Source organism: Agathobaculum sp. NTUH-O15-33 (genome assembly GCF_033193315.1).
In the GTDB taxonomy this organism is placed as follows: Bacteria; Bacillota; Clostridia; order Oscillospirales; family Butyricicoccaceae; genus Agathobaculum; species Agathobaculum faecihominis_A.
In genome coordinates this window covers 3,834,010-3,846,343 of record NZ_CP136187.1, presented here as the reverse complement: position 1 = coordinate 3,846,343, position 12,334 = coordinate 3,834,010, and the positions used below count along the sequence as shown (strand labels likewise).

Annotated in this window: 11 protein-coding genes; 9 read left to right on the top strand and 2 right to left on the bottom strand. The window is 58.7% G+C overall.

What is annotated here, in order from left to right; translation table 11 throughout:
• Window positions 1–9 precede the first annotated feature (9 nt).
• The 5 genes from RWV98_RS18610 (at window position 10) to RWV98_RS18590 (ending at window position 5,533) form a co-directional block, all read left to right on the top strand.
• Window positions 10–747 carry a hypothetical protein gene (locus RWV98_RS18610; protein WP_280961708.1) on the top strand — a complete coding sequence of 246 codons (738 nt, stop codon included), beginning with the start codon at window positions 10–12 and terminating at the stop codon, window positions 745–747.
• A gap of 467 nt (window positions 748–1,214) precedes the next feature.
• Window positions 1,215–3,137, top strand: coding sequence for an ABC-F family ATP-binding cassette domain-containing protein (locus RWV98_RS18605; protein ID WP_280963683.1), 1,923 nt, complete (start codon window positions 1,215–1,217; stop codon window positions 3,135–3,137).
• Window positions 3,134–3,892 carry a YdcF family protein gene (locus RWV98_RS18600; protein WP_280963682.1) on the top strand — a complete coding sequence of 253 codons (759 nt, stop codon included), beginning with the start codon at window positions 3,134–3,136 and terminating at the stop codon, window positions 3,890–3,892. Before RWV98_RS18605 ends, RWV98_RS18600 begins: the two co-directional genes overlap by 4 nt.
• 119 nt (window positions 3,893–4,011) lie before the next feature.
• The gene (locus RWV98_RS18595) at window positions 4,012–4,533 is read left to right on the top strand and encodes an RNA polymerase sigma factor (protein ID WP_317862737.1); all 522 of its coding nucleotides are present in this window, start codon (window positions 4,012–4,014) and stop codon (window positions 4,531–4,533) included.
• A complete protein-coding gene (locus RWV98_RS18590; RefSeq protein ID WP_317862735.1) occupies window positions 4,508–5,533 on the top strand; it encodes a DUF4179 domain-containing protein in 1,026 nt (341 codons plus the stop codon). Before RWV98_RS18595 ends, RWV98_RS18590 begins: the two co-directional genes overlap by 26 nt.
• Window positions 5,534–5,604: 71 nt before the next feature.
• Here the strand turns inward: RWV98_RS18590 and RWV98_RS18585 are convergent, their stop codons facing one another.
• Window positions 5,605–6,669: a sensor histidine kinase gene (locus RWV98_RS18585; RefSeq protein WP_280963679.1), complete on the bottom strand. Its 1,065-nt coding sequence runs from the start codon at window positions 6,667–6,669 to the stop codon at window positions 5,605–5,607.
• Between the two features lie 250 nt (window positions 6,670–6,919).
• Here RWV98_RS18585 and gap point away from each other — a divergent pair, with 250 nt between their 5' ends.
• On the top strand, window positions 6,920–7,933 hold the full coding sequence (gene gap, locus RWV98_RS18580) for a type I glyceraldehyde-3-phosphate dehydrogenase (protein WP_280963678.1): 1,014 nt from the start codon (window positions 6,920–6,922) through the stop codon (window positions 7,931–7,933).
• 247 nt (window positions 7,934–8,180) lie between these two features.
• The gene (locus RWV98_RS18575; RefSeq protein ID WP_317862733.1) at window positions 8,181–8,858 is read left to right on the top strand and encodes an N-acetylmannosamine-6-phosphate 2-epimerase; all 678 of its coding nucleotides are present in this window, start codon (window positions 8,181–8,183) and stop codon (window positions 8,856–8,858) included.
• Window positions 8,859–8,875: 17 nt separating this feature from the next.
• On the opposite strand, the gene RWV98_RS18570 is transcribed toward RWV98_RS18575, so the two are convergent.
• Window positions 8,876–9,679 carry a MurR/RpiR family transcriptional regulator gene (locus tag RWV98_RS18570; protein WP_280963676.1) on the bottom strand — a complete coding sequence of 268 codons (804 nt, stop codon included), beginning with the start codon at window positions 9,677–9,679 and terminating at the stop codon, window positions 8,876–8,878.
• A 154-nt stretch (window positions 9,680–9,833) separates the two neighbouring features.
• On the opposite strand from RWV98_RS18570, the gene RWV98_RS18565 reads away from it, so the two are divergent.
• Together RWV98_RS18565 and RWV98_RS18560 are read left to right on the top strand one after the other, a co-directional pair.
• A complete protein-coding gene (locus RWV98_RS18565; RefSeq protein WP_280963675.1) occupies window positions 9,834–10,835 on the top strand; it encodes a Gfo/Idh/MocA family protein in 1,002 nt (333 codons plus the stop codon).
• 63 nt (window positions 10,836–10,898) lie between these two features.
• Entirely contained in the window at window positions 10,899–12,302 is a 1,404-nt protein-coding gene (locus RWV98_RS18560) for a PTS mannitol transporter subunit IICB (RefSeq protein WP_280963674.1), read from the top strand.
• Window positions 12,303–12,334: the final 32 nt, after the last annotated feature.

The window sequence follows — 12,334 nt, the reverse complement described above, 5'->3', positions numbered from 1 at the left end:
GGAACGGTATTGTATTATACCAATAAAGATATATTCGTGCTTTCCGCGGTGGGCTGCATGGGCACGGAGCGGGACGGGCTGGAATCCATCCTCGCCGGAAACGAAGAGGGTGCGAAGGGCTGCTGCCTGACCGTCGATATGTCGGCGGACGGCATTGCCGTTTTATCGAGCGACGGCTACTGCGTCGCGGCGGACGGCACGCAGATGGCCATCAGCGATTACAGCTACGCCGAGCTCCACACGGCGTCCTCCCAGTTGGTGCCCGCCGGGCAGGCGATCGAATTGGCCAAGACCTGTCAGGCCAAGATCGCCATCACGGTGCGCAACCAAACATTGCTGCCGCAGCTTCGCATGACGCTGCGCCACGCGGAGTACTTAGATGAAACCATCTTCGTCGGCCTTGGGCTGGTGGAAGCCGCGCGCCTTGCGGTCGCCAACCCGGAGCTGCATATCATGGGCGAGCTGCCCGCGCTGCCCGATAATATCGACGCGCTGGTGCGCGCCGCGCAGACGACGGGGCTTTTCGGCCTTCGCGCCGCGCCGAGCGACCTGACCGCGCCGCTCCTTTCCGCCTGCAAGCGCGCGGGCTTGTTTACCATGAGTTTGCCCACGGATCATATGGATACGCTGTCGCGGCTGATTAAGGACGGCGTTAATTTCATTGAGACCGGGCGGCCCGATATGACCGCCATGCTCCTGCCCGAGGGCGAAGCCACCCCGCACCAGATTCCATTGATGCGGTTTTAACACATCTTTGGGCAGAAGGTGAATTGGCCGCAGGCCAAGAGAGGCCAGTCTGGGCCGCACTTCGTCAGGCAAGACAAGAAGGTATCGCAAACACAGGAAATGTAGGGCGCGACGCCCTCGGCGCGCCGAGAGCGAAGCACCGGGATTAGTGAGAGCATCAAACAGGCTGGTACAGCCGAGCGAAGGGACATGGTTTCTCAGATAGTGTTACGTCCCTTCGGGACGGCGCGCCGAGGGCGTGGTCCAGACCAGCTTCTCTTGGCCTACTAGCTCGGTGATTCTCTTGTTTTTTCCTATGCGTTTCCCTTAACTAAATGACATTGGATACATGCCCCCGGTTTTTTGTCAAATTGAAGCTTCGCTCCAATTTGACATTTTACAGCGCGCTGCGGCGCGAAGAACGTCATGCAACCAACAATCGCCGCTCCGGCGGCGATTTTCTATTCCCCAAGAAAGGAGGCCGGCCCATGGCCGACATTTCCGTACAGAATTTAACCAAATACTACGGCGACCGCCTGATCCTGAAGGAGCTTACGTTTGACATCCAGCCCGGTGAAAAGGTCGCGATCCTCGGCGCGAACGGTACGGGCAAAACCACCCTGCTGAATATTCTGACCGGCCGCCTACCGTACGACGGCGGCTCGGTCTCGCTTGGCGCGGGAAAATCGGCGGGCATTATCGACCAGATGCCGGATTTCCCGGAAAATGCTCTGGTGGAGGATGTGCTCCGTCTGGCGTTCCGCGAATCGGATGAGATCCTCGCGGCCATGGACGAAACGACCGACGAAATGCTCCGCAAGCCGGAGGACGCTTCGCTGCTCAAGCGCTACGCCGCGCTAGAGACCCGGCTGGACGCGCTCGGCGGCTATAACCGCGATTACGAGGTAGACCGCGTCTGCAACGGTTTGGAGATTCCCGCCGAGCAGCGCCGCCAGCCCTTCCGCCTGCTTTCGGGCGGCGAAAAGACGCGCATCAATCTGGCCCGCATCATTTTGGAAAAGACCGATATCCTGCTGCTCGACGAACCGACCAACCACCTCGACATGGACGCGGTGAACTGGCTGGGCGAATATCTGGAAAGCTACCGCGGCACCGTGCTCACCATTTCGCACGACCGCTATTTTCTTGACCAGTGCTGCGACCGCATCATCGAGCTGCACGACTGCACCTGTGAATTTTACGCGGGCAACTATTCGTTCTACGCGGTCGAGCGCGAGCGCCGCCGCGAGGAACAGCTCCGCCACCATGAAAACGAGGCCGCCGAAAAGCGCCGCCTGGAGGATGTGGCCCGCAAAATGCACGAGCATGGCACCGAGCACCTTGCCAAGCGCGCCGCGTCCATTGAAAAGCGCATTGCCCGCATGAAGGTGACCGACCGACCCAAAACGGATAAACAGATGAGCGTTTCCTTCGGCGATCCCAATTACGAGACCGAGGAAGTGCTCAAAATCCGCGACCTGTCCAAAAGCTACGAGGGACGCACGATTTTTAAAGAGCTGTCGTTCAACATCCGCAACCGCGAGCGCGTCGCCATTTTGGGGCCGAACGGCGCGGGCAAAACGACCCTGCTGCGCGTCCTTCTGGGCGAAGAAACGGCGGATACGGGCACGGTGCGCAAGGGCATTGGCCTGCGGCCCGCCTATTTGCCGCAGCAGGTGCACTTTTTAAACCCGCACCGCAACCTGATCGATACGCTGATCTACGATAAGAACGTCACCATGCAGACCGCGCGGTCGCGCCTCGGCGCGTTCCATTTCTCCGGCGAGGATCAGTATAAAACGGTGGATATGCTCTCCGGCGGCGAAAAAAGCCGCCTGCGCCTGTGCGAGTTGATGTATGATCCGCTCAACCTGCTCATTCTGGACGAACCGACCAACCACCTCGATCTTGCTTCCCGCGAATGGATTGAGCAGGCGGTCGAAGCGTTCGACGGCACGCTGCTCTTCGTTTCGCACGACCGGTATTTCGTCGAACGGTTCGCCACCCGCGTGTTGTATCTGGAAAACGGCGCCTTTACCGATTTTCTGGGCAGCTACGAAGCGTTTTTGAATTACCGCGACAAGGGCGCCGCCCCGCCGCCGCAGGCCGAACCGGCGCAGCGGGCCAAACGGCCGTCGGCACCGACGCTGGACGACGTGCCCCCGCCGCCCGCAAAGCCCCGCAAAACGGGCGGCACCAAGAATTTGCAAAAGCTGCTTTCCTCCATCGAGCGCGAGATCGCGCAGCTCGAGCGGCAATCCGCCGAGCTGGAACAACAGATGGTGGAGGCTTCGTCCGATTCTCAGCGCCTTTTGGAACTGATGACGGAGAAAGAGCAGTGCGACGAGCAGCTCACCGCGAAAATGGAAGAGTGGGAAGCGGTGTCGACCGAGCTGGAGGAGCTGCAATGAAAAAGATTTTTGTAAACGGCTGGGCGTGGCTTTCGCTCGCCTTCGCCGTCTGTGCGGTCGCTTGCATTCCGTGGGCGCCCACCCGCTTTGGCGCGGTGTTTTTCGGCGCGCTTGCCGTGGGCAGCGCGGGCGAGGCGTACTTTATGCACCGCCGTGGGAAAAATAAGGGGTACCGTATGATCGCAATCGCCGGGGCCGTGTTGTTTTCCCTGTTTGTCCTTTCCTTTGCGGGCATTCAGTTCGTGATTCAGCAGGGCATGCAGGAGAACGACGAGATAGAAGCCGATTACCTGTTCGTCCTCGGCGCGCGCGTTTATGAGGATGGTCGTCCCTCGGCCGCGTTGGTCGCGAGACTCGACCGGGCAAAAGACTATTTAGAGCAGTATCCGGCCGCCAAGGCCGTGCTCTGCGGCGGTCAGGGCGATAACGAGCCCCTGCCCGAGGCCCGCGCCATGCAGACCTATCTGCTGGCTAGCGGCGTTGCGGAGGATCGCTTGCTGATCGAGGAAGCCTCGCGCAACACCATTCAAAACATTGCAAACGCCAAGGCCATGCTGGACGAGCTGGGCGATTCTTACACGACCATGGTCGTGTCCAGTGATTTTCACTGCGCCCGCGCCCGCCGCCTGATGGTGCACGCGGGGCTGGAGCCTTACGCCATCCCCGCCGAAACGCCCTATCTGGCCCAGCGCCTCGTTTTGCGCTGCCGCGAATACTGCTCCATTTTGGGGCTGATGGTTTCGGGCCGCTGGTAAAATCCAATACACAGAGGGACGGCTTCCTTGCCAAAGGAAAAGCCGTCCCTCTTATTTTTATGGGCACGCGGGGACTTTTTGCGCCCTCCGATCGTTTGATAGGTAAGGAGGTGGGACAGATGGAAAACCATGCACCGCCCGGCGAGGCGCAGCTTTTTACCGAAATATATGGCCGCAACGTCGACGCGGTATACCGGCTATGCTATGTGTATCTCAAAAACCGTGCCGATGCGGAGGACGCCGTACAGGCGGTGTTTTTAAAACTGCTGCGTTCGGGCACAAGCTTTGCGGACCGCGCGCATGAACGGGCGTGGCTGATTACAACGGCAAAAAACTGCTGCCGCGATATGCTGAAATCTTGGTGGCGGCGGCAGCGCGTCGATCTGGAAACGCTGCCCGAACCCGCCGCGCCGGACGGCGGCGGGGCGGAAGGCGAGATGCTGGAACGGCTTTTCGTACTTCCCGGGAAATACCGCGTCGCGTTATATCTTTTTTACTGGGAGCAATATTCCGTCAAGGAGATCGCGGCCATGGTGGGCAGCACGGAAAGCACGGTACGTTCCCGGCTGCAACGGGGCCGCAACCAATTAAAGCTGGATCTAGGAGGGCTGACAGATGGAAAGAATGTTGAAAAAGCTTGACCCGACAGAGGAACAAAAACAGCGCATGCTGCGCGGCATCATGGAACAGTACACAGCCTGTGGAGAACCGCGCAAGCCGCCGCGCAAACGCTGGCGCACGGCGGTTCTCGCGGCGGCCATCGCCTGCTGCCTGATTACGACAACCGCGTTCGCCGCGGTACAGTTGGGGCTGGACGCCGCGTTTGTCCGCTTTCTCCATCCATCGAGCGACGAGCAAAAGCAGCAACTGGAGAGCGGGGCCTATCTCGTAGACCAAACGGCCCAAAACGCAAGCGGGGCCGTTACCATAAAGCAGGTCGTCGGCGACAGCAACCTTGTGTATATCCTCATGGAGCTGACCGCGCCCGAGGGCACGGTTTTGGATAAAGCGCGCTACCGGTACGCGGACTTTGATCTGGATATGGGCGAGGACATGCGGGGCATGCGCAGCACGGGCTTTATCAAACTGGAGGACGAGAACGGCGCGGACAATCAGATCAGCCTAATCATGGAGATCATGACAGACCGTTCTTTGGCGGGGCAAAAGGCGCGACTGACCCTTTCCGACCTGCAAGGGGCCGATGCCTTTCCGGGCGAATTTGAAACCGTGCTGGCGGGCGAGTGGCAGGTTTCGTTCCCGCTGGACTTTACCGATTGCTCTACCCAATACGAGGTGAACCGCGCAATGACCATGCTGGGCGAGGCGGCGACGGTCCGCTCGGTCACGGTATCCCCCATTGCGATCACGCTGCGGGTTGATAGCCCGGCGCTGCGGCAGATCTACGCGGAAAACCACCGCTGGCAGGAGGTCGCGCCCAATGAATATCTGGATGATTTCCCCATCACCATCCACTATGCGGATGGGACAACGGAGACCACCAAGATTTTTAACGGCCTGACCAACGCGGATTACTTATCCGGCGAACTGCTGACAATCAAGACCTTTGAAAATGTGATAAACGACAAAGCGATCCGATCCATTACCTTTTTTGACGAACAGATCGAGCTGACACAGCCGTAAAATGCATAAATACCGATAGAAAAAGCAAGGATTCACGCGCTCAGGCGCGTAAATCCTTGCTTTTTTCGTTCTTATAAAACCGAAAGCTCAAGCACTTCGGGCGGAAAGCTGGGAACGATCGGCGGGGCGTGCAATTCGGTATCGGCAAGCGACGGCGACAAATGCGAAAGCACCAAATGCAGCTCGCTGCCGCCGCCGTCGCGCGGCGAAAGCAGCAGGCTACCGCCGTGCAGCCGCGCGACGTGCTGCACATACGGCAGGCCAAGGCCGAGCTTTACGTTATCCCGGCCGAGGGCAAGATATTCTTCATAGGAAAAGGGGCGCTGCCAGCCGCTCAGCAAAGTGTCGAACAGGGCCGCGTCCAGCCCGGGGCCGCGGTCGGCCACGGTAACGGAGGGGCGCGCCGGATCGTCGTGCACGGTCACTTCGATCAGGCCGTCCGCCGGCGAAGCCTGCACCGCGTTGGTCAGCAGGTTGTACACCGCGCGGCGGATCAGGTCGGGTTCGGCGATCAGGCGGCACTGTGCGGGCGCGTTGAGCACGATGCGGCGGTTCGTGTGTTCCTGCGTGTTGCGCACCGCCTCGCCGCATAAAACGGAGAGATCCTCCCAGTGCAGGTTGAGCTGCTCGGTGGAAAAGGGTTCGTGCAGCGTGTCGGAGTGGTTGTAGGTGCGCAGCATACGCATGCACTGCCGCCGCATATGCTGGGCAAGCGCGGGGTCGCCCACCTGCTCGATATCGGGCAGGATGGAAAGAAGGAACTGCGCGGTTTGCATGTGCAGCACACGCAGGCTTCCATCGTACTGGACGCGGTCGTCCTTTAAAAATGCCAGAAGCGCGCCCTCGCGGTGCGGCAATAGTTCCAAGCGGTATTCCGCGCCGTCAAGCTCTTCCAAAACCGTTCGCGCAGCTTTTCGTTCGATGCAGTCCCGCAACGCGGCGGCGGCGGTTTCACTCAGCAGCTGATCGACCCGTTCAAGCGGGTGCAGGCCGGTGAGCCGGGCGGCAGCCTGATTGCAAAATTCAATGTGCATCGTCGGCCCGACCATGACGAGAGCCGCATCCGAAAGGGCGGTCCGTCCGAGCAGCGCGCGCAACGTATCACTGTCGAGCTGGGCAAAGAAAGTTTCGGCCATCTTTATCCTCCAAAAATAAGAGAGCGCCAATTTCGTGTGTATAACGGCGTTCCCATGCAGCAATACTATATTTTGTGGCGTACTCTTATTATACCACTACGAACCACAGTATTGCAAAGAAAAATAAACAAAAACCGGCATAGATATGATAAAATTTTCACAAATATTACACCTTGCGGCATAGTGTGGCGATAGTGTATAATAAGAACATCGACAGAGAATCAGTATTTTTTTAGGAGGATCACTGCAAATGGCTATCAAAGTAGGTATCAATGGCTTTGGCCGTATCGGCCGTATGGTTTTCCGCGCGGGTCTGAAGAACCCGAACATCGAGTTCGTCGCGGTTAACGACCCCTTCATGACTCCGGACTACATGGCGTACATGCTCAAGTACGACACCATGCATGGCCGGTACGACGGCACCATCGCTTATGACGACAATTCCATCACCGTAGACGGCAAGAAGGTTCTGTTCTTCGCCGAGATGGATCCCAAGAATATTCCGTGGGGCGAGGCCCAAGCAGACTACGTTGTTGAATCCACCGGCGTTTTCCTGACCAAGGAAAAGGCGCAGGCGCATATCGACGGCGGCGCTAAGAAGGTTATTATGTCCGCTCCGTCCAAGGATGACACGCCGATGTTCGTTATGGGCGTCAATCAGGATACCTACACCAAGGATATGACCTTTGTTTCCAACGCTTCCTGCACCACCAACTGCCTCGCTCCGATCGCCAAGGTTCTGGACGAAGCGTTCGGCATCACCGAAGGCCTGATGACCACCGTTCACTCCGCTACCGGCACCCAGAAGGTCGTTGACGGCCCCTCCAAGAAGGACTGGCGCGGCGGCCGTGCGGCTACCGGCAACATCATTCCTTCCTCCACCGGCGCTGCGAAGGCTGTCGGCAAGGTTTACCCCAAGCTGAACGGCAAGCTGACCGGCATGTCCATGCGCGTTCCGACGCTGGACGTTTCCGTTGTTGACCTGACCTGCAATCTGGCCAAGCCCGCTTCCTACGACGAGATCTGCGCCGCTATGAAGAAGGCTTCCGAGGGCGAGATGAAGGGCATTCTGGGCTACACCGACGAGGACGTTGTTTCCTCCGACTTTCTGGGCGACGAGCGCACCTCCATTTTCGACGCCAAGGCCGGCATCGCGCTGACCGACACGTTCGTCAAGGTCGTTTCCTGGTACGACAACGAATGGGGCTATTCCAACAAGCTGCTGATGCTCATTGAGCACATGGCTTCTGTTGACAACGCCTAAGTGATATAATCAAACACCCGCTTTCCAAATATGGAAAGCGGGTGTTTTTTGCGTTTATACGGGTTTTTGGGCTACCTGTATTGGTTTCCGGGTCATAAATTAGGCAATTAGCTGAATTCGCGTGCAAAATGTCCAAAAACGACTGGATGATTTGTACAGGGAACAGCTTGTTTCCATCTTGACGAAAGTATTTTCATAAAATATAATAAAGATGAAAACAGTACCAGAAATATTAAGGAGGCATAACATGCTGGATCGGGTCAAAGGCGGGCTGATCGTATCCTGTCAGGCGCTGCCGGAGGAGCCGCTGCACTCCTCGTTTATCATGGGACGCATGGCGCGCGCGGCGGAAGAGGGCGGCGCCGTCGGCATCCGGGCGAATACCGCGGCCGATATCGAGGAGATCGCCCGCAACACGGCGCTTCCCATCATCGGCATCGTCAAGCGCGACTATGCGGATACGCCGATTTACATTACGCCCACCCTGTGCGAAATAGAAGAGCTTGCCGCCACGCCCTGCGCCATGATCGCGCTGGACGCGACGGCCCGACCGCGTCACGCGGGGCAGAGTCTGGCGGACTTTGTGAGCGAAGCGCGCCGCACCGCGCCGGGCAAGCTGCTGATGGCGGATATCGCGACGCTGGAAGAGGCGGTACAGGCGGAGGCGCTTGGTTTCGACTGCGTTTCCACCACCCTGATGGGCTATACCGCGCAATCGGAAGGCCATAATATCGCGGACAATGAGTTTGCCCGCCTGCAAGCGATTTTGCAAGCGGTACGGGTGCCGGTCATTGCCGAGGGGCACGTCGATACCCCGGCCAAGGCCAAGCGGTGCTTAGAGCTGGGCGTGCACGCCGTCGTTGTGGGCGGAGCGATCACGCGGCCGCAGCTGATCACAAGATCGTTCGTGGAAGCGATGGCCTGAGCGAAAAAAAGCAAGCATTACCGGTTGAATAATGCTTGCAGCGCTTTTTTTCGGTTTTCACGGCACTTGGGGTCCTCAAGCAGCCGGTACGTGATGGCGTTGATCAAAAACAGCAGCGGGAGCTGCGAATCGATAAAGTTTTCATCCCCGGTCTGGCGGATATCGCCGGCCAGCAGGATCGTATCCGCGATGCGGGCGAGCGGGGCGCGGCGAGCCTGCGTCAGCGCGCAAACATGCGCGCCCACCGATTTGGCGATCTCGCAGGCGCTGACGACCTCGCGCGTTTCGCCGGAGTTGGATACCGCGATGATCAGGTCGCGGTTCGAGAACAGGCTGGTCTGCACCATCATCAGGAAGCTGTCGGTCATCGCGGTCGAGGTAAAGCCCATTTGCACCAGCCGCATGTTGAATTCGTTGGCCGTCAGGCCCGAGCTGCCCAGACCGAAGATCAGGATTTTTTTCGCGCTGTGGATTTGCGCGGTGAATAGGTCGAGGTCGGCGGCGGTCACCAGTTCGGACGCGGCTTCCAGCGTGCGCTGGTAATAGTGGCACATGCGCTGCATGGTCTCCTCGGGCGCCTGCATGGGCGCGCCTTCGGCGGATAAAAGCGTTTGAAATTCAATATAATTGCGGTAAGCAAGCTTCTGGCAAAACCGGGTAAGCGTCGAATTCGAGGTGCCGGTCGCTTGCGCCAGTTCCATACTAGAGATACCGGCCGCTTCTGCAGGATGGGCGGTAATGTATGCGGCGATCCGCTGTTCGCTCTTGGATAGCCGGTTTCCATAGACCTGCAACCGGTTTTGAAAACTGAGATCAGCCATGTTCACCCTCCTGTTCATCAGTCCCTACACATCATGATAGTATACGGCGCGCCGGATTGCAACAGAAAAGTGGAAAATAGCATGGTTCCCTGTCGGACAAAGCGTTTTCGCAGCGCTTTTAAAATACGATCACACATAAAAAGGAGATTTCATCATGAGTAACGAGATTCAGGTCGGCGTAATCGGTTTTGGCCAGATGGGTCAGGTACATGCGGGCATTTACAACAAGCTGCCGGGCGTAAAGCTTGCCGCGGTGTGTGAGTATAGCGACGAGCGGCGCGCCGAGGCGGAAAAGCAATACGGCTGCAAAACCTACAAGGAATACAAGGACCTGCTGGAAGATCCCTCGATCGAGGCCGTATCGATCGTTTTGCCGGACAACATGCACCGCGAGGCGGTTGAGATCGCGGTGAAAAACCGCAAGCACATCCTGCTGGAAAAGCCTCTTGCCAAGGAGCTCGCGGACGGCGAGGCCATGTACGAGATCACCAAGGATTATGACAAGGTTTTCACCGTCGGCTTCCTGCTTCGCTTCGATCCGCGCTTCAACCTCATCAAGCAGTCGCTGGACGCGGGCGAGCTGGGCGATATCATCCATTTATACTGCCGCCGCAACAGCCCGATTGTCGGGCCCCGCCGTTATATCGGCGCGTCCGACCTGTCGATGCACGTGATGATCCACGATATCGATTACATCAACTGGTTCATGGGCTGCAAGCCGGTCAAGGTGTATGCCAAGGCGCGCAGCGTCATGCTCAAGGAGCACGGCATGGACGATGTGATCTACGCCCTTGTGACCTATGAAAACGGCGCGATCGCGTGCATGGAAGCCTGCTGGGTGCTGCCGGAAAATTCGCCCACGATCATCGACGACAAGGTCGAGCTGGTCGGCACCAAGGGCACGGTCTATGTGGACGCGTGCGATAACGGCGTGCGGTTCGTCACCGGCCAGCGCGTTTGCTACCCGGATTCCCGCCACTGGTACAACGTCAACGGCGCGCCGTCCGGCGACCTGTCCGAGGAGATCATGGCCTTTATCGGCAACATCGTGAACGGCACCAAGTCCATCATCACGCCGGAGGACGCGCTCGGCTCGCTGCGCGTGGTGGATGCGATCGAGCGGTCGATCGCCGAGGGCGTCGAAGTATCCCTGTGATCCCGCGGGGCGCGGCCCCGCACAAAAGATAGAGAAGGGCTGTTTTGAAGGAGGGTAAAAGAGATGTCAGTACGAGTACAAATACAAAAGTTCGGCAGTAAGCTCAGCAGTATGGTAATCCCTAACTTGGGTGCGTTCATCGCTTGGGGCCTGCTCACCGCGGTGGGCATCGCCATCAACAACGACATGATGCGCAGCTTTATCACGCCCATGCTCAACTACCTGCTCCCCATCTTGATCGCGTTTGCGGGCGGCAAGATGGTGTACGACTATCGCGGCGGCGTGATCGGCACGGTCGCGACAATCGGCGTCATCATCGGTTCCAGCGTGACGATGTTTATCGGCGCCATGATCCTTGGCCCGCTTTCCGCGTGGCTGCTCAAAAAATTCGATCAGCTGATCGACGGCAAGGTGCCGATGGGCTTTGAATTGCTCGTCAACAACTATTCGATCGGCATTTTGGGCGCGATTCTCGGCGTGTTCGGCTGCGTCGTACTGGGCCCCGCGATTTCCTCGCTCACCACCGTGTTCGCGGGCGGCGTTGATTTTCTGGTCAAGAACGGCCTGCTGCCGCTCACCGCTATCCTGATCGAGCCCGCCAAGGTGCTGTTCCTGAACAACGCCATCGGTCAGGGCATCCTCACCCCCATGGGCACGACGCAGCTCGGCGAGCTGGGCAAATCCGTGCTGTTCCTGCTCGAATCCAACCCCGGCCCCGGCATGGGCGTGCTGCTCGCCTATATGCTGTTCGGCAAGGGCACCTCGAAATCGTCCGCTTGGGGCGCTTCGATCATCCACTTGTTCGGCGGCATCCATGAGATCTATTTCCCGTTTGTTTTGATGAACCCGATCCTGATCCTGCCGCTGATCCTCGGCGGCGCGGTCGGCACCTTCCTGTTCAACCTGCTCGGCGTCGGTCTGGTCGGCGTGGCGTCCCCGGGCTCCATCATCTCGATCATGATCATGTCCTCCCCCGGCGATCATTTCAAGATCTGTCTGGCCGTCGCGGCGGCCTGCGCGGTCACGTTTCTGCTTTCGATCCCGCTGGTCAAGCGCGCGGGCGGCGGCGACGATTCCTCCCTCAAGGAAGCCGCTAAGACCATGAACGAGCTCAAGGGCAAGAAGAGCCGCATCTCCGCCGTGTTTGAAGGCGACGGCGCTGCGTTTGATTTTGCTTCCGTCACCCGCGTCGCCTATGCGTGCGACGCCGGCATCGGCTCTTCCGCCATGGGCGCCACCGTTTTGCAGAAGAAGTTCAAGGCCGCCGGTCTCGGCGATGTGGAGGTGTTCCATATCGCGGTGGAAAACCTGCCGACGGATTGTCAGGTCGTCGTCACGCAGGAATTGCTGCTCGACCGCGTCAAGGGCGCGCAGCCCGATGCGTACTGCATCGCGGTGACCGATTTCCTGAACGCGCCGGAATACGACGAGCTGATCGCAAAGGTCAAGGCTGCAAAGGGCAAATAAAAAAACGCAAGGGGAAGGCCGCGCACGATGGC

What these genes read in the sequence shown, in the direction of transcription:
- RWV98_RS18605 (WP_280963683.1), top strand. Translation starts at nt 1,215, where the DNA reads ATGGCCGACATTTCCGTACAGAATTTAACCAAATACTACGGCGACCGC.
- RWV98_RS18600 (WP_280963682.1), top strand. Translation starts at nt 3,134, where the DNA reads ATGAAAAAGATTTTTGTAAACGGCTGGGCGTGGCTTTCGCTCGCCTTC.
- RWV98_RS18595 (WP_317862737.1), top strand. Translation starts at nt 4,012, where the DNA reads ATGGAAAACCATGCACCGCCCGGCGAGGCGCAGCTTTTTACCGAAATA.
- RWV98_RS18590 (WP_317862735.1), top strand. Translation starts at nt 4,508, where the DNA reads ATGGAAAGAATGTTGAAAAAGCTTGACCCGACAGAGGAACAAAAACAG.
- RWV98_RS18585 (WP_280963679.1), bottom strand. Translation starts at nt 6,669, where the DNA reads ATGGCCGAAACTTTCTTTGCCCAGCTCGACAGTGATACGTTGCGCGCG.
- gap (WP_280963678.1), top strand. Translation starts at nt 6,920, where the DNA reads ATGGCTATCAAAGTAGGTATCAATGGCTTTGGCCGTATCGGCCGTATG.
- RWV98_RS18575 (WP_317862733.1), top strand. Translation starts at nt 8,181, where the DNA reads ATGCTGGATCGGGTCAAAGGCGGGCTGATCGTATCCTGTCAGGCGCTG.
- RWV98_RS18570 (WP_280963676.1), bottom strand. Translation starts at nt 9,679, where the DNA reads ATGGCTGATCTCAGTTTTCAAAACCGGTTGCAGGTCTATGGAAACCGG.
- RWV98_RS18565 (WP_280963675.1), top strand. Translation starts at nt 9,834, where the DNA reads ATGAGTAACGAGATTCAGGTCGGCGTAATCGGTTTTGGCCAGATGGGT.
- RWV98_RS18560 (WP_280963674.1), top strand. Translation starts at nt 10,899, where the DNA reads ATGTCAGTACGAGTACAAATACAAAAGTTCGGCAGTAAGCTCAGCAGT.